Raw genomic sequence first — 16,523 nt, forward strand, 5'->3', positions numbered from 1 at the left:
CTTCATGATCTATTCGCTCAACGGCGAGCGCTGCACCTCGTCGTCGCGCCTGCTGGTCGAGGAAAGCATCTACGACAAGTTCACCGCGCTGGTCGCGGAGAAGGCAAAACGCATCAGGGTCGGCCATCCGCTCGACCCCGAAACCGTGGTCGGTCCGCTGATCCATCCGGTGCATGAGGAAAAGGTTCTGTCCTATATCGAGATCGGCAAGTCGGAAGGCGCGGTCGTCGCCGCCGGCGGCGACAAGTTCGCTGGGCCGGGCGGTGGCTGCTATGTCAGCCCGACGCTGTTTGTCGGCGCCACCAACACAATGCGCATCGCCCAGGAAGAGATTTTTGGACCGGTGCTGACCGCGATCCCGTTCAAGGACGAGGCGGAGGCGCTGGTGCTTGCCAACGACACGCAATACGGCCTGACCGGCTATCTCTGGACCTCCGACGTCACCCGTGCCTTCCGCTTCACCGACGCGCTCGAGGCCGGCATGATCTGGGTGAACTCCGAGAATGTGCGGCATTTGCCGACGCCGTTCGGCGGCGTCAAAAGCTCGGGCATCGGTCGCGACGGCGGCGACTGGTCGTTCGATTTCTACATGGAAACCAAGAACATCGCGTTCGCCACGGCGCCGCACTCGATCCAGAAGCTCGGCGGCTGACCGGAGATATCAACATGCCCCTGCCCCAACCCAATCTCTACCCGGAATTCAACATCGTGCGGCTCAGCCACGTCGAGCTCGCCGTCACGGATCTGGCGAAGTCCCGCGCGTTCTATGCCGACACGCTCGGCCTGCAGGTGACCGACGAGACCAGCGACGCGATCTACCTGCGCGCGATGGAAGAACGCGGCCATCACTGCATCGTGCTCAGGAAAGGCCCGGTCGCGGAAGCGCGCGATCTCGGCTTCAAGGTCTTCTCCGATGAGGACCTCGACAAGGCCGAGCACTTCTTCAAGGGCAAGGGCCTGCCGGTGGAATGGGTGGAGCGCCCCTACCAGTCACGCACCTTCCGCACCCGCGATCCGCACGGCATTCCGCTCGAATTCTACTCCAGGATGGAGCGGCTGCCGCCGATCCATCAGAAATACGCGCTCTACAAGGGCGTGAAGCCGCTGCGCATCGACCACTTCAACTGCTTCTCGCCGAACGTCGATCAATCGGTCGCCTTCTACAACGAGCTCGGCTTCCGCGTGACCGAATACACCGAGGATGCCGAGACCGGCAGGCTGTGGGCCGCCTGGACGCACCGCAAGGGCGGCGTGCACGACATCGCCTTCACCAACGGCCTCGGCCCGCGCCTGCATCACGTCGCCTTCTGGGTGCCGACGCCGCTCAACATCATCGACCTGCTCGACCTGATGGCCACCACCGGCTGGCTGCCCAACATCGAGCGCGGCCCCGGCCGGCACGGCATCTCCAACGCCTTCTTCCTCTATATCCGCGACCCGGACAACCACCGCATCGAGATCTATTGCTCGGACTACCAGACGGTCGACCCCGATCTGGAGCCGATCAAATGGGACCTGAAGGACCCGCAGCGCCAGACGCTGTGGGGCGCGCCGGCGCCGAAGAGCTGGTTCGAGGAAGGCAGCGTCTTTGCCGGTGTGAAGCCGCGTCCGTCCGATCTGGCAGCGTCGCCGATCGTGGCGCCTTGAAGGGCTATTGCGAGATGTTCGCGTTCCGTCGCCCCCCTCTCTGTCCTGCCGGACCCGGCCCTTCGCTGTCGCTTCGGGCGTTCGTCGTTCGGAAAGCCAAGCAATTGGCTTCCCGTCCGCTTCGCGGACCACTCCTCACCCCCCACAAGGGGGGAGATTGGCTGCTATCTCTGCCTTCGCCAATTTTTAACGTTGCAAGAAGAGCGCCGACCGCCCGGCCAGCCAATCTCCCCCCATGTGGGGGAGATGTCCGGCAGGACAGAGGGGGGCGCCGTAGAACTCGACGCTTCCGGTTGGCCATCAGCGATGACCGTGGAGTTTCAGCATGAGCGCGGCACGCCTCGCCACCTTCACCGTCGGCGGCAAGACGCGCTATGGCGCGATCACCGACAAGGGCGTCGTCGACCTTTCGGCGCGGCACAGCCAATGGCCGACACTGCGCGAGGTGATCGAAGCCGGCGCCTTGCTGCGGCTGGCGGAGGAGGCGGATGCCTTCGCGCCCGACTTCAAGGTTGAGGACATCGCCTACGAGATCCCGGTCCCCGCACCGGAAAAGATCATCTGCGTCGGCGTCAATTTCCCCGACCGCAACGAGGAATACAAGGACGGGCAGGCGGCGCCCTCCAACCCGTCGCTGTTCATTCGCTTTGCGCGTTCATTCGTCGGCCATGGCGTGCCGCTGGTGCGGCCGCCGGAATCGCCGCAGCTCGACTATGAAGGCGAGATCGCCATCGTCATCGGCAAGGCCGGAAGGCGGATCGCCGAGGCCGATGCGCTCGACCACATCGCGGCGCTGTCGCTGTGCAACGAAGGCACGCTGCGCGACTGGGTGCGCCACGCCAAGTTCAACGTCACGCAAGGCAAGAATTTCGACCGTTCCGGGTCGATCGGCCCGTGGCTGGTGCCGTTCACCGACGAGGCGCAGATCGCCGACATCTCGCTTGTCACCCGCGTCAATGGCGAGGTCCGCCAGCAGGATCGCACCAGCCGCATGATCTTCTCCTTCCGCAAGATCATCGCCTACATCTCGACCTTCACCACGCTGGTGCCGGGCGACGTCATCGTCACCGGCACGCCGACCGGTGCGGGCGCCCGCTTCGATCCGCCGATCTGGCTGAAGCCGGGCGACGTGATCGAGGTCGAGGCCGACGGCATAGGGCTGCTCAGCAACGGCGTGGTCGACGAAGGAGCTGGCCGATGATGACGGATGCGCAGGTCGAGGATGCCGCGGCGAGGCTGTTCGAGGCCGAGCGCGAGCGCCGGCAGATCAGCCTGCTCAGCCTCGACTTTCCGCAGGCGACGATGGACGACGCCTATCGGGTGCAGGCCGCGCTCGTGAAGCGGAAGGCCGCGTCGGGACTGACGATCAAGGGCTGGAAGATCGGCCTGACCTCGAAGGCGATGCAGGCGGCGCTCAGCATCGACATCCCAGACTCGGGCATTCTGTTCGACGACATGTTCTTCGAGGACGGCGGCACGGTTCCGGCCGGCCGCTTCATCCAGCCGCGCATCGAGGCCGAGATCGCCTTCGTCATGAAGGCGCCGCTCGCCGGTCCGGACGTGTCTGTCGACGACGTGCTCGACGCCACCGACCATATCACGCCGGCGCTGGAGATCCTCGACACCCGCATCGAGCGGGTGAACAAGGAGACCGGCAGGATCCGCACCTTCTTCGACACCATCTCGGACAATGCCGCCAATGCCGGCATCGTCGTCGGTGGCCGCTCGGCCGGGCCGCGCGAGGCGGACCTGCGCTGGATCGGCGCCATCGTGTCGCGTAATGGAGAGGTCGAGGAGACCGGGCTTGGCGCCGGCGTGCTCGACCATCCGGCGAAAGGCATCGCCTGGCTCGCCAACCGTCTGCATCAGTACGGCATGCGCATCTCCGCCGGAGAAGTGGTGCTGTCCGGCTCCTTCATCCGGCCGGTGGAATGCCGGCACGGCGACCAGATAGCCGCCGATTTCGGCCCGTACGGAACCATCCGCATCGCCTTTGCCTGACAGCACCCATCCCGAAAGAAAAAAGGCCGGGCGCGAATGCGGCCCGGCCAGAAATGAAGGTCAAACCTTCAGAGGGGAACACCGTTCGGCGCAATGGGAGGAGAACGCCGAACGATATGTCCTATGTGGGCTTTGACCGGTGAGTTTGCGACGAACAGAATTCCAAATATCAGCCGAACCGCGAAATAATATCGCGCAAGCAGGACCGCGGCCTCAGCCAGCCGCTGCCGCCTCCAGCAGATCGGCATAGTGCCGGCGCGCCACATCCGGGTGGGAACGCAGGCGGCTCTTCAGCACATTGGTCCCGACGTCGCGAAACAGCGGATTGTCGGGGTCGCTTGCCGGACCGCGCGCCTCCGCCGCCAGGTCCTCGGGCAGGTCGAGCAGCGGGATCGTCGCGTCGAGCCGGGCGCTGAAGAAGAACGGCACCGAGATGCGCTCGACGCCGGGCGGCGGCGTCACCACGCGATGGACCGTTGCCCGCAGAGAGCCGTTCGAAGCCAGTTCGAGCAATTCGCCGATGTTGACCACCAGCGTCTGCGGGATCGGGTCAACATTCACCCAATTGCCGTTGTACTCGACCTGCAGCCCCTTGTTCTCGTCCTGCAGCAGCAGGGTCAGGAAGCCGCCGTCCTTGTGCGCGCCGACGCCCTGGTCGTCGCCGGTGGCGTCGCGGCCGGGGTAGCGCACGATCTTCATGCGGTGGTTGGGTTCGTCGCGATAGATCGCATCGAAGGCGTCTTCCGCCTGGTCGAGCGAGAGCGCGAAGGCCTTGAGAAGGCGGATCGCCACCTGGGTCGCCTTGCTCTGCCAGGCAAGCAGCGCCGGTTTCAGCTCCGGCAGGGCGTGCGGCCACTGGTTCGGCCCCTGCAGCCGCGTCCAGGCCGGAACGCCCGGCCCCTGCGCGATCGTCGGCCGCTCGACGCCGATGTCGAGCTGCTCGCGCCAGTCGGCCTTGCCCTTGGTCAGCTCGCCGCCGGCGCGCGTATAGCCGCGGAACTGCGAGGATTTGACCATTTCGATCGCCAGCTTGTCGGCCTCCGGCAAGGCGAAGAACCGCCGCGAGGCATCGAGCACGTCGGAGATTTCCGAAGCCGATATGCCGTGGCCGGAGAGATAGAAGAAGCCGACGTCGCGCGCGGCCGTGCGCAGGTCGAACAGAAAGGTCCGCAGTTCCGAGGCGCCCTGGTCGAGGCGGTCGAGATCGAGCACGGGGATAATTCTGGCCATGGTCAGGCTCCTTTCGCGGCACTATGCGACCCCGCCCCACGATGCCATGCGCGCGGCCCTGGCCCAAGCAACGCACGATCCAATCTCGGCGCGAATGACGCAAAGCCGGCGCTGCATTCCGCTGTCGGCGGGCAAAGAACTTCCGGCCCTTCCGTCATGAGCGTCGATCCAGCCTGGCGACCAGCCGGTCGCCTGCCCACTGGATGCCGCAGACAAGGATGATCAGGACGATGACCACGGCGACCATGACGCTGGTCTCGAAGCGCTGGTAGCCGTAGCGGATGGCGAGATCGCCAAGCCCGCCGGCGCCGATGGCGCCGGCCATGGCCGAGGCGCCGACGAGCGTCACCAGGGTCACCGTGAAGCCGGCGACGATGCCCGGCAGCGCCTCCGGCACCAGCACCTCGCGGATGATCGTCCAGCGGTTGCCGCCCATGGCGCGCGCCGCCTCGATCAGGCCGTGGTGCACCTCGCGCAGCGACACTTCGGCGATGCGCGCGTAGTAGGGCGTGGCGGCGATCGACAGCGGCACGATAGCCGCCCAGGTGCCGATCGAGGTGCCGACGATCAGCCGCGTCAACGGGATCAGCGCCACCAGAAGGATGATGAAGGGAACGGAGCGGAAGCCGTTGATGACCGCAGCGAGGGCGCGGTTCACCCAGAGGCTTTCGGCGATGCCGCCGCGATCGGTGGCGACCAGCGCCAGGCCGAGCGGCAGGCCGAAGACCAGCGAGATGAGGCCGGAGGCACCGGTCATCAGCACCGTTTCCCAGATCGAACGGAGGAGAAGCTCAAACAGAACCGGCGACATGGCCAAGCACCTCCACCCGCGCCTCGCGGGCCTTCAGGAACGCGATCAGTTTCGGCAGTCGATCGGCATCGTTGCCGGGCACCGCGAGGAACAAAGTGCCGACAGGCTGCTGCTGGACATGATCGATACCGCCATGGACGAGGCGAAAAGGTCCCGGCACCGCAGTGGCGAGGTCCGACAGCAGCGGGCCGCGCGCGGCCTCGCCCGCGACATCGATCCTCAGGATCGTCTCGCCGCCGCCTGCCGGAGCGAGCCGGCTGGCGATCTCATCAGGCAGCTGCGGCCGGATGCCGCCGAGCAGGCTCCTGGTGATCTCGGACCTCGGATCGGCAAAGACCGACCAGACAGGGCCTTCCTCGACGATCCGCCCGGCATCGATCACCGCGACGCGGTCGGCGATCGAGCGGATCACCTCCATCTCGTGGGTGATGAGCAGGATGGTGAGGCCGAGCCGCCGGTTGATGTCCTTGAGCAGCGCGAGGATCGATCGCGTCGTCTCTGGGTCGAGCGCCGAGGTCGCCTCGTCGGACAACAACAGCGCGGGGCGCGCGGCGAGCGCCCTGGCAATGCCGACACGCTGCTTCTGGCCGCCCGACAGCGCGGCCGGATAGGCTTTTGCTTTCTCCGACAGGCCGACGAGTTCCAGCAGTTCAGTCGCGCGCGCCAGACGCTCGGCCCTGGGCCGGCCCTCGATCTTGAGCGGCAGCGCCACATTGTCCTCGACGGTCTTGGCCGATAGCAGGTTGAAATGCTGGAAGATCATGCCGATGCGGCGGCGCAGCGGCTGCAGTTCGCGCTCGCCGAGCCGGCCGATCTCGCGGCCCTCGATGACGACCTCGCCGGTATCCGGGCGCTCCAGCCCGTTCAGGCAGCGGATCAGCGTCGACTTGCCGGCGCCGCTGCGACCGATGATGCCCAGTATCTCGCCCTTGCGCACCGTCAGCGAGACGCCGTCGAGCGCCGGCGTCGCGCCAAAGCGCCGCTTCAGGTCGACGAGGCGGACGACATCTTCCCGATCCGCCGGAGGGCTGTGCGCCGGATCGGCCACTTCGGCCGTGACATGCTGGTTCATCTTTGTTTCCGTTTCAGCGATCCGCAAACGCGATGGCGGCCCGCCGAACAGCGGGCCACCTGCTGCTGCAAGCCAGGCGCCGATCAATAGGCGCTGATGCCGGTGCCCTTGTAGACCTTGTCGAATTCGGCCTTCACCGTTTCGTTCTGGTAGGCGGCGACCAGCGTCTTCACCCAGGGTTCGTTCTCGCTGCCGGCCTTGACGGCGATGAAGTTGCGGTAGGGATTGTCGGCCACCGGCTCCTGGGCGATGCGGTTGTCGGGACCGAGGCCGCTCTTCAACGCCCAGTCGGTGTTGACGACGGCGGCGTCGAGATCCTCGACCGAGCGGCCGACGATGCCGGCATCGAGTTCCTTGATGGCGACCTTCTTCGGGTTCTCGGCGATGTCGGCGGTGGTCGCCAGGATGCCGGTGCCGTCCTTCAGCTTGATCACGCCCTCGTTCTGCAGCACGTGCAGGGCGCGGCCCTCGTTGGACGGATCGTTGGGCAGGCCGATGACGGCGCCTTCCGGCAGGTCGGCGACCTTGGTGTATTTCTTCGAATAGAGGCCGATCGGCCAGACGCCGGTATAGCCGACGGGGACGATGTGATAGCCTTGCGTCTTGATCTGGTTGTCGAGATAGGGCTTGTGCTGGAAGGCGTTGGCGTCGATCTCGCCGCGTTCCAGCGCCTCGTTCGGCTGGGTGTAGTCGTTGAAGACGACGGTCTCGATGGTGAGGCCTTTCTCGGCCGCCTGGGCGACGACGACGCGCCAGACATCCTCGTCCTCGCCGCTGATGATGCCGACCTTGATCGCCTTCTTGTCCTCGGCGAAGGAGGGCGTCGGCGTTGTGAGGCCGACAACGGCAAGCGCCGAGGCAAGAAGCGCCGCAAGTCCGGCGCGCCTGGTGATTGACGTAAAGAGAGTTTTTGAAGCGTTGCCGTGTCCGGACATGGTTCTTTCCTTGCGATCCTGAAATCGTTTCGGCTTGGCGGAATGCGAAGCCTTGATGACAGCATCGGCAATGCTGGGCGTCCGATCAAAGAACTGCTTTTCTTCTCAGGAACAGAGCAGGAAATATTCTCTCAAAGATTTCACGACAGCGAGCACGCCCGCCGGGGTGCGGGTGAGCGGCGGGAGGCGCCGCCTGGAATCGGCGGCGCGGCCATGATCGGGAAGTCAGAACGTCTCGACCCAGGGCCTGAGCTCCACCTCGAAGCTCCAGGCGCTGCGGTGCTGGCGGTGGACAGCGAGATAGGTCTCGGCGATCGCGTCCGGCGACAGGCGGCGATCCGGCCGGTCCGGCTCGGTCGCCTGTCCGGGCGGCTCGATCTGGCCGTCGATGATGAAATGCGCAACGTGGATGTTCTTTGGGCTGAGCTCGCGCGCCATCGACTGCGCCAGTCCGCGCAGGCCGAATTTCGGCATGGCGAAACCGGCCGATCCGGAAAAACCCTTGAGGCTGGCGGTGGCGCCGGTGAACAGGATCGAGCCGGAACCGCGCGCCAGCAGCCGCCGCGCCGCCTGCTGGCCGACGAGGAAGCCGCCATAGGCGCCGACCAGCAGCGCCTGTTTCACGGCGTCCGGGTCGAGCTCGGCGATCGGTCCGCGCGTGCGTCCGCTGGCATTGAAGACGGCAAGCGCAAGAGACCCCACCTTGTCGGCGGCCTCGAACAGGCTGGCTACCGACGCAGCATCGGCGACGTCGGTCTCGACGGCCAGAGCGCCGGTTTCTTCGACCAGCGAGGCGAGCTTGCCGGTGTTGCGCGCGGCCAGCACCACCCGAAATCCCTCCTTGGTCAGGAGACGCGCCAGGGAGGCGCTCAAGCCCTGCCCCGCGCCTGCGATCACCGCGATATCGGTTGCCATGTTGTCCTCCTTGCAAACGTCTTTCCGCCTGCAGCGTCGCGCCTTCGACGACAAGAGGCAAGAAAAGCCTGCTCCGGTGCCTGCGTCAGGAGGACGTGGATACCAAAGGCCTGCCGTGCAAGAAGCTGGCATGCAAACCCGAACGGCCTGGCTCAACCCGGGTTGCGCGACTTACTAGGACCGTTCCGCCTTCAGCACCGAGACCGCCGCCTCGCTGTTGTGGATATGGTCGTTGGCGTCGGGCTGGCGCTGCACCAGCAGCAGGAACAGAAGGTCGGTCAGGGTCAGCTGCGCGTCGCGCGCGGTGATCGAGGAGGAACGGGCGCGCTCCTCGTCGGCGATGGTGTAGAGGCGGATGTTGGCGACGCGGCTCAGCGGATTGTCGTGCAGGCCGGTGACGGCGATCACGGTGGTGCCGCGCTTGCGGGCCAGCTCGGCGATGCGCAAGGTTTCGATGCTGGCGCCGGAATGGGAGAGCGCGAACAGCACGTCATCCGGCCCAAGCGTCGAGACATTGGCCATCTGGATGTGGCTGTCGCTGTCGTGCAGGACATTGCGGCCGAGCTTCATCAGCTTGTAGGAGAAATCGCGTGCCACCAGCGAGGAGGCGCCGACGCCGACCAGATGGATGCGGCGCGCGCGATCGAGCAGGTCCAGCGCCCGGGAAAGGATCCGCTCGCTGTTGGCGGCAACGGTCTGCTGCATCGACAGAAGCTTGCTGCCGATCAGCTTCTTGAGGATGACCTGATGGCTGTCGCCGACCTCGATCGAGCCGTGGATGACGCCGGCCGGCACCTGCCATTCCTGCGCCTTGGCCTCGCTGACGGCGAGCTTCAGCTCCTGGTAGCTGGCATAGCCGAGCTTCTGGCTGAACTTGACGACGCTCGACTGGCTGCGGCCGATCTCGGCCGCGAGCGCAGCCGTCGACAGGCGCAGCATCTGATCGGGATTGTCGACGATGTAGCGGCCGATCTCGCGATCGCCCTGCGCCATCGTCTCGAGCTTGGCCTCGATCTTCTTCAGGACGGACATCGAGTTCCCTTGCGCTGGTCACCAGCCGCCCATCGCGGTTGGCAATGCCTTAGCATGGAATAAATTATTCCAATTTCAATTGACAGCCAAGAATGGTCGATCGAGTGTCAATGGAAGCGGATCGAACCGGGAGTCGGCATGGACAAATTGCGGATCATCGGCGGAAAGCGACTTGAAGGCGCGGTGACGATCTCGGGCGCCAAGAACGCGGCGCTGCCGCAGATCGCGGCGGCACTGCTCAGCCCCTATCCGCTGCAGCTGACCAACCTGCCTTCCGTCACCGACGTCGAGAACATGCTGGGCGTCGTCGGCCTGCACGGCGCCGCGGTCACCAGGTCCGCGCACGCGGCGACGATAGACACCGGTGCCGCCGTTTCGGCGGAAACGTCCTATGACACGGTCAGAAAAATGCGCGCCACCGTGCTGGTGCTGGGGCCGCTGCTCGCCCGCTTCGGCCATGCCAGGGTGTCGCTGCCGGGCGGCTGCGCCATCGGCGCCCGGCCGGTCGACATGCATGTCGCGGCGCTCGCCGCGCTCGGCGCCGAAATCGGCATCGAGGGCGGATCGATCGTCGCCTCGGCGCCGAAGGGCCTCAAGGGCGCGCGCATCGTGCTCAGCTCGCCCTCGGTCGGCGCGACCGAAACGGCGATGATGGCGGCGACGACGGCCAAGGGCGAGACGGAGATCCTCAACGCGGCGCGCGAGCCGGAAGTGGCGGACCTTGCCGCCTGCCTCAACGCCATGGGCGCGCGCATCGAGGGCGCCGGCACGCACCGCATCCTGATCGAGGGCGGCACCAGCTGGCGCGCCGCCACGCATGACATCATCCCGGATCGCATCGAGGCTGGCACCTATGCGGTCGCGGCGGCCATCGCCGGCGGCCAGCTTGAGCTCACCCATGCCAGGTTGGAGCACATGGCATCGGTGGTGCAATTGCTGGAGGCCGCCGGGGTGAAAATCTGGCCAGGCGATCGTGGGCTGATCGTGTCGCGCGACGGACCGCTCAAGGCGGTCGACGTCACTACCGAGCCCTATCCGGGATTTCCGACCGACCTGCAGGCGCAGTTCATGGCGCTGATGTGCTGTGCCGACGGCGCCTCGCTGTTGCGCGAGACGATCTTCGAGAACCGTTTCATGCACGTGCCGGAGCTGACGCGGCTCGGCGCCAACATCAAGCTGCAGGGCACGACGGCGCTGGTGCGCGGCGGCGAAAAGCTGCGAGGCGCCCAGGTGATGGCGACGGATCTGCGCGCCTCGGTCTCGCTGGTGCTGGCGGCGCTGGTGTCGGAAGGCGAGACGATCATCAACCGCGTCTACCATCTCGACCGCGGCTATGAGCAGCTCGACCGCAAGCTGCGTCTCTGCGGCGCCGAGATCGAGCGGATCAGCAGATGAGCGCCGACGCGGGCTCGCCGCATTTCTTCCTCGGCGTCGACGGCGGCGGCACCGGCTGCCGGGCCCGCATCGAGGACGAGGCGGGAACCGTTCTCGGGCAAGGCCTGTCCGGCCCGGCGACGACGCGGCTCGGCATCGAGCCAGCCTGGGCCTCCGTCTCGCGGGCCTTCGGCGCGGCGATCGACGAGGCCGGTTTCGGGCCGGCGGAGATCGCCCGGATCCGCGCCGGCATCGGCCTCGCCGGCATCGGCCGCAAGGGGGCGCTGGAGGCGCTCAAGGCGATCGCGCATCCTTTCGCCAGCATCGCTTTCGTCAGCGACGGGGTCGGGGCCTGCCTTGGCGCGCATTCGGGCCAGGACGGCGCCATTGTCATTGCCGGCACCGGCTCGATCGGGCTCGGCTTCGTCGACGGGCGCGACCTGCGCGTCGGCGGCTACGGTTTTCCGATCTCGGACGAAGGCAGCGGCGCCGATCTCGGCCTGAAGGCGGTGCGGCTTGCCCTGCGCGCCCATGACGGACGCTACGAGCGGACGGCGCTGCTCGCCGAAGTCATGCAGCGCTTCAAGAACGATCCGATGGAGGCCGTCGCCTGGATGGACCGCGCCAGCGCCACCGACTACGCGGCGCTGGCGCCGATGGTGATCCGCCATGCCGACCAGGGCGACGCGGCCGGGCGGCGGATCGTGCAGAGCGCGGCCGAGCAGGTCGACACCTTCGTGCGGGTGCTGTTCGACAAGGGCGCGCCGCGGGTGACGCTGCTCGGCGGCCTGTCCAGCCCGCTCGAGCCGTGGCTCGCGCCCGATGTGCGCCGGCGTCTGAAGCCCGCCGATGGCGATGCCGTTTCGGGAGCGATCATCGTGGCCAAAAGGTCCCTCGCCGGTCGCTGACGCGTCTCGTCGATAGGAATATTTTATTCCACTCTGTCGTTGACACTGCGAATATTGAATTCTAAAAAGTTAACGAAGCAGAACCGGCCACAAATATGAGCGCCAATGCCGCGACCGCGGCACTGGTCGGCGTCCGGCGCTGCATCAGATTCCCTGCCAAAAGGCAGCGTTCGAAAGCAAGCGGATGAGCGAACACGGCTTGATGTCCGAGCTGGAGCGGTTGGTTTCCGAGGACCGGAACCCGCGCACGATGGACATCGACCTGTTGCCCACCGCCGACGTGCTGCGCCGGATCAATGACGAGGACAAGGGCGTCGCCGCCGCCGTCGAGAAGGTCATCCCGGAGATAGCGATGGCCGTCGACCGGATCGTGCAAGCCTTCCAGAAGGGCGCTCGGCTGATCTATGTCGGCGCCGGCACCAGCGGCCGGCTGGGCGTCCTCGACGCCTCCGAATGCCCGCCGACCTTCGGCGTTCCCGAAGATATGGTGATCGGCCTCATCGCCGGCGGTGCCGAAGCGCTGGTGCGCGCCGCCGAAGGCGCCGAGGACGATCCGAAGCAGGGCGCGGAGGACCTGCGGGATATCGTCCTCACCGCCGACGACGTGGTGGTCGGCATCGCCGTCAGCGGCCGCACGCCCTACGTCATTGGCGGGCTCAACTACGCCAAGGACGTGGGCGCGACGACGGTGGCGCTGTCCTGCAATCCGCGCTCGACCATCGCCGGCATTGCCGACATCGCCATCTCGCCGGTCGTCGGCCCGGAGGTGCTTACCGGCTCGACCCGGCTGAAGTCGGGCACCGCGCAGAAGCTGGTCCTCAACATGCTGACCACCGCCAGCATGATTCGCATCGGCAAGAGCTACCAGAACCTGATGGTCGACCTCAATCCGTCCAACAAGAAGCTGGTGGCGCGGGCCGTCCGCATCATCATGCAGACGACCGGCTGCACGGCGCAGCAGGCACGGCAGACGCTGGAGGCGACGGGCAAGGACGTGAAGCTGGCGATCCTGATGGTGATTACCGGCATGGGCGTGGAAGAAGCGCGCGAGGCGCTCGGCAAGGCGGGAGGGTTCCTGCGCAAGGCGATCAGCGAAAGGACGGCGTGAAGCCGCATGAGAAAACTGGGCCGACAGTCCGGGGCGCCTGCCCCTTTGAAGCGGTCCGCGGAATTGCAAAGCAAGGTCGAACGATATGGGAGACGACAATGGTCAAGCATCTGACGAGGAATCTGGTTTCGGGCATGGCGCTTGCTGCGCTGGTCGGCATCGCCGCCGCGCCGTTGGAGGCAAGTGCCGCGACGCTGCACATGGCCTGGGCGCAGGACGCCACCGGGCTCGATCCGCACAAGCAGACCGCCTTTTCGTCGCTGAGGCTCTTGGAGCTGGTCTATGAACCGCTGGTCAGGGTCGATGCCAGCCTGAAGATCGTGCCGGCGATCGCCGATAGCTGGCAGTTCTCGGCCGACGGCAAGGAACTGAGCTTCAAGCTCAACCCGAAGGCCAAGTTCCAGAACGGCGCCGCTGTCACCTCGGCCGACGTGAAGGCCTCGTTCGAGCGTATCCTCGACGAGAAGACGGGTGCTGCGGCCCGCGCCAATTTCCTGTCGATCGCCAGCATCGACACGCCCGATCCGGCGAGCGTCGTCTTCCACCTGTCGCAGCCGGACGTGCCGCTGCTGACGGCGATGAGCGACGTCAACGCGGCCATCGTTCCGGCAAGCGAGATCGCCGCCGGCTTGATCGGCACCAAGGCGATCGGCTCCGGCCCGTTCAAGCTCGACAAATGGGACCCCAACGCCAAGGAAGTGCTCAGCGCCAACAAGGACTGGGCCGGCGGCGCCACCGGCGTCGACGGCATCGAGATCAGCGTGCTGCCGGACGAGACGGCGATCCTGGCGGCGATGCGCACCAAGCAGATCGACTTCGCGCTGCTCAACGACCCGCTGGTCGCCACGCTGGTGCCGAAGGAAGCCAGCCTGCAGCTCAACCGCGTGCCGGTGCTTGCCTATCACGTGCTGCAGCTCAACCCGTCGCGCAAGCCGATGACCGAGCTGAAGGTGCGGCAGGCGATCTCCTGCGCCATCGACCGGCAGGAGGTGCTGGACACCGCCTCGCTCGGCGAGGGCAAGGTGACCGGGCCGCTGACCATTCCCTCGATGGCCACCGATCCCGGCCAGCTGTTCTGTTACAAGCGCGACGTGGAAAAGGCGAAGAAGCTGATGGCCGAAGCCGGCTTTGCCGACGGCTTTTCGGCGACCGTGATCGGCGCCACCGGCGAGCCGCCGACGGCGGCGGCGGAAGCCCAGGTCATCCAGTCGCAGCTCGCCGAGATCGGCGTCAAGCTCGACATCAAGATGATGGAGCTCAACGTTTACGTCGACGCCTGGCTGAAGGGCGATTTCGACATGGCGGTGGCGCTCAATGGCGGCAGGGCCGACCCCTACACAATGTACAACCGCTACTGGACCAAGGCCGGCAATCTGCAGAAGGTGGCCAACTACATCGACGACACGCTGGACGCCCAGATGCAGAAGGGCCGCGCCGAGACCGATCCGGAAAAGCGCAAGGCGATTTTCTCCGAGTTCGAAAAGCACCTCGCCGAGGTTTCGCCGTGGATCTGGCTCTACACCTCCTACAGCTACACGGCGCAGCAGAAGAATGTCGCGGGATTCGTGCCGACGCCGACCGGCACGCTGTTCAGCCTGAGCAAGGTCACCATCCAGCAGTAGCGAGCAAAGCGAGCGGACGAGAGGTGTTCTTCGCGTGACCTATCTGCTCAGGCGCCTGGCGGTGTTTCCTCTCGTTTTGATCGGCGTCTCCATCGTCGTGTTCGTCGCCATCCGGATGGTTCCGGGTGACGCGATCACGGCGATGCTGGGCACCGAGGCCGGGCTTCTGACGCCGCAGCAGCGCGCTGCGCTGGCCGCCTATTTCGGCATCGACCAACCCTGGTTCGTCCAGTACGGGCGCTGGCTGCTCGGGCTTTTACACGGCGATCTCGGCATCTCGACGACCTATGGCAGGCCGGTGCTCGACGTCATCCTCGAGCGCTTCCCGCTGACGCTCGAGCTGGCGCTGCTGTCGATGCTGATCGCGCTTCTGGTCGGCGTGCCCGCCGGCGTCTTTGCCGCCACGCGCAACGAGAAGCTCGCCGACCTCGGCGTGCGCATCGCCGCCATGATCGGCCAGTCGACGCCGAACTTCGTGCTGGCGCTGCTGATCATCTACACGCTGTCGGCCGGCTTCGGCGTGCTGCCGGCGATGGGCGAGTTCGCGCCGCTGTGGCAGGATCCGCTGCGCAATCTCGGCCAGTTGATCCTGCCCGCCATCACGCTCGGCTTCGCCTTCGCCGCCTCGGTCACCCGTATATCGCGCTCGGCCATGCTCGACGTCTTGAGCGACGACTATGTGCGCACCGCCCGCAGCAAGGGCGCCTCGGCGCGCAGCGTCATCTGGCGCCATGCCTTGCCCAACGCGCTGATCCCGGTGGTGACGCTGAGCGGCATCGAATTCGGCTATCTCCTCGGCGGCGCAGTCATCGTCGAGCAGATCTATGCGCTGCCCGGCCTCGGACGGCTGGTGCTGGACGCGATCCTGCAGCGCGACTACGCGCTGGTGCAGGGATGCGTGCTGTTCATCGCCTTCAACTTCATGATCGTCAATCTCCTGGTCGACCTCGCCTATGCCGCGCTCGATCCGCGCATCCGACTGGGGGAAAATTGATGCGCATCCTCAAAGCCATCTTCGCGCATACCAGCGGCCGCATCGGCGGTTTCATCGTCGGGCTCTATCTCCTGCTTGCCGCGCTTGGCCTGCTCGGGCTGACGCCGCACGACCCGCTGGCACAGTACCGTGTCGACCGCCTGCACGCGCCAGGCGGCGGCTACTGGATGGGCACCGACCTGTTCGGCCGCGACGTCGCGAGCCGGCTGATGATGGGCATCGGCCAGTCCTTCACCGTCGCCTTCTTCTCGGTGGCTTTCGCCACGCTCGCCGGCACCGTCCTCGGCCTGGCGGCGGCCTGGTTCGGGCGCCGCTGGGACGGCGTGCTGATGCGGGTCATGGACGTGCTGCTCGCCTTCCCGGCGATCCTCCTGGCACTGCTCATCGTCGCCGTCGCCGGCCCCGGCACCTGGACCAGCGTGCTTGCCATCGGCATCGTCTACACGCCGATCTTCACGCGCGTGGTGCGCGGCCCGGCGCTGTCGCTTAAGGCGCGCGAATTCGTCGATGCCGCGCGCACCTTCGGCAGCAGTTCGAGCTACATCCTGACCAGGCACCTGTTGCTCAACCTGGTCGCGCCGCTGACCGTCCAGGTGACGCTGGCGCTGGCCTGGGCGCTGCTCACCGAAGCGGGCTTGAGCTTCCTCGGCCTCGGCACGCAGCCGCCCGCCGCCTCGCTCGGCCTGATGCTGAGCGACAGCCGCAATCTTATGGAAACGGCGCCGTGGCTGATGATCTTCCCAGGCATCGCCATCATGATCAGCATCCTCGGCTTCAACCTCTTGGGCGACGCCTTGCGCGACATTCTCGATCCGAAGATGCGGAGGGCGATCGCGTGATCCCGCTGCTTTCCGTATCCGATCTCAGCGTCGGT

The 16,523-nt window shown here is 66.3% G+C and carries 16 protein-coding genes; 10 read left to right on the forward strand and 6 right to left on the reverse strand.

The window, feature by feature from the left end; translation table 11 throughout:
- From EN780_RS11760 to hpaH, 4 genes are all read left to right on the forward strand, one after another.
- Nucleotides 1-652 (forward strand): aldehyde dehydrogenase family protein (locus EN780_RS11760; RefSeq protein WP_128273860.1); only part of this gene is annotated, 652 nt, incomplete at its 5' end.
- 14 nt (nucleotides 653-666) lie between these two features.
- Nucleotides 667-1,647 carry a 3,4-dihydroxyphenylacetate 2,3-dioxygenase gene (gene hpaD, locus EN780_RS11765; RefSeq protein WP_128273862.1) on the forward strand — a complete coding sequence of 327 codons (981 nt, stop codon included), beginning with the start codon at nucleotides 667-669 and terminating at the stop codon, nucleotides 1,645-1,647.
- A 325-nt stretch (nucleotides 1,648-1,972) separates the two neighbouring features.
- Entirely contained in the window at nucleotides 1,973-2,848 is an 876-nt protein-coding gene (locus EN780_RS11770) for a fumarylacetoacetate hydrolase family protein (protein ID WP_128273864.1), read from the forward strand.
- The gene (hpaH, locus tag EN780_RS11775) at nucleotides 2,845-3,648 is read left to right on the forward strand and encodes a 2-oxo-hept-4-ene-1,7-dioate hydratase (protein ID WP_189556497.1); all 804 of its coding nucleotides are present in this window, start codon (nucleotides 2,845-2,847) and stop codon (nucleotides 3,646-3,648) included. Before EN780_RS11770 ends, hpaH begins: the two co-directional genes overlap by 4 nt.
- A 213-nt stretch (nucleotides 3,649-3,861) precedes the next feature.
- On the opposite strand, the gene EN780_RS11780 is transcribed toward hpaH, so the two are convergent.
- The 6 genes from EN780_RS11780 to EN780_RS11805 all read right to left on the reverse strand — a co-directional run bounded on the left by EN780_RS11780 (nucleotide 3,862) and on the right by EN780_RS11805 (nucleotide 9,643).
- Nucleotides 3,862-4,878 (reverse strand): isopenicillin N synthase family oxygenase, encoded by a 1,017-nt coding sequence (locus tag EN780_RS11780; protein WP_128273866.1) that lies wholly within the window; start codon nucleotides 4,876-4,878, stop codon nucleotides 3,862-3,864.
- Nucleotides 4,879-5,032: 154 nt separating this feature from the next.
- Nucleotides 5,033-5,689, reverse strand: coding sequence for a methionine ABC transporter permease (locus EN780_RS11785; protein WP_128273868.1), 657 nt, complete (start codon nucleotides 5,687-5,689; stop codon nucleotides 5,033-5,035).
- Nucleotides 5,670-6,761, reverse strand: coding sequence for a methionine ABC transporter ATP-binding protein (locus EN780_RS11790; protein WP_128273870.1), 1,092 nt, complete (start codon nucleotides 6,759-6,761; stop codon nucleotides 5,670-5,672). Before EN780_RS11790 ends, EN780_RS11785 begins: the two co-directional genes overlap by 20 nt.
- An 83-nt stretch (nucleotides 6,762-6,844) precedes the next feature.
- Nucleotides 6,845-7,696, reverse strand: a complete 852-nt coding sequence (locus tag EN780_RS11795; RefSeq protein ID WP_128273872.1) for a MetQ/NlpA family lipoprotein — start codon at nucleotides 7,694-7,696, stop codon at nucleotides 6,845-6,847.
- A gap of 225 nt (nucleotides 7,697-7,921) precedes the next feature.
- Entirely contained in the window at nucleotides 7,922-8,611 is a 690-nt protein-coding gene (locus EN780_RS11800; RefSeq protein WP_128273874.1) for an SDR family NAD(P)-dependent oxidoreductase, read from the reverse strand.
- Nucleotides 8,612-8,785: 174 nt separating this feature from the next.
- Nucleotides 8,786-9,643 (reverse strand): MurR/RpiR family transcriptional regulator, encoded by an 858-nt coding sequence (locus EN780_RS11805; RefSeq protein ID WP_128273876.1) that lies wholly within the window; start codon nucleotides 9,641-9,643, stop codon nucleotides 8,786-8,788.
- A gap of 138 nt (nucleotides 9,644-9,781) precedes the next feature.
- Here EN780_RS11805 and murA point away from each other — a divergent pair, with 138 nt between their 5' ends.
- The 6 genes from murA to EN780_RS11835 all read left to right on the forward strand — a co-directional run bounded on the left by murA (nucleotide 9,782) and on the right by EN780_RS11835 (nucleotide 16,488).
- Nucleotides 9,782-11,038, forward strand: a complete 1,257-nt coding sequence (murA, locus tag EN780_RS11810) for a UDP-N-acetylglucosamine 1-carboxyvinyltransferase (protein WP_128273878.1) — start codon at nucleotides 9,782-9,784, stop codon at nucleotides 11,036-11,038.
- Nucleotides 11,035-11,925, forward strand: coding sequence for an N-acetylglucosamine kinase (locus tag EN780_RS11815; RefSeq protein ID WP_128273880.1), 891 nt, complete (start codon nucleotides 11,035-11,037; stop codon nucleotides 11,923-11,925). The genes murA and EN780_RS11815 overlap by 4 nt, the downstream gene beginning before the upstream one ends.
- Before the next feature lie 184 nt (nucleotides 11,926-12,109).
- Nucleotides 12,110-13,033, forward strand: a complete 924-nt coding sequence (murQ, locus tag EN780_RS11820) for an N-acetylmuramic acid 6-phosphate etherase (protein WP_128273882.1) — start codon at nucleotides 12,110-12,112, stop codon at nucleotides 13,031-13,033.
- Between the two features lie 98 nt (nucleotides 13,034-13,131).
- Nucleotides 13,132-14,655: an ABC transporter substrate-binding protein gene (locus EN780_RS11825; RefSeq protein ID WP_128273884.1), complete on the forward strand. Its 1,524-nt coding sequence runs from the start codon at nucleotides 13,132-13,134 to the stop codon at nucleotides 14,653-14,655.
- A 34-nt stretch (nucleotides 14,656-14,689) separates the two neighbouring features.
- The gene (locus EN780_RS11830) at nucleotides 14,690-15,649 is read left to right on the forward strand and encodes an ABC transporter permease (protein WP_128273886.1); all 960 of its coding nucleotides are present in this window, start codon (nucleotides 14,690-14,692) and stop codon (nucleotides 15,647-15,649) included.
- A complete protein-coding gene (locus EN780_RS11835; protein WP_128273888.1) occupies nucleotides 15,649-16,488 on the forward strand; it encodes an ABC transporter permease in 840 nt (279 codons plus the stop codon). The genes EN780_RS11830 and EN780_RS11835 overlap by 1 nt, the downstream gene beginning before the upstream one ends.
- The last annotated feature ends 35 nt before the right edge of the window (nucleotides 16,489-16,523 follow it).

This window comes from Mesorhizobium sp. M4B.F.Ca.ET.089.01.1.1 (assembly GCF_004022605.1).
Taxonomy (GTDB): domain Bacteria; phylum Pseudomonadota; class Alphaproteobacteria; order Rhizobiales; family Rhizobiaceae; genus Mesorhizobium; species Mesorhizobium abyssinicae.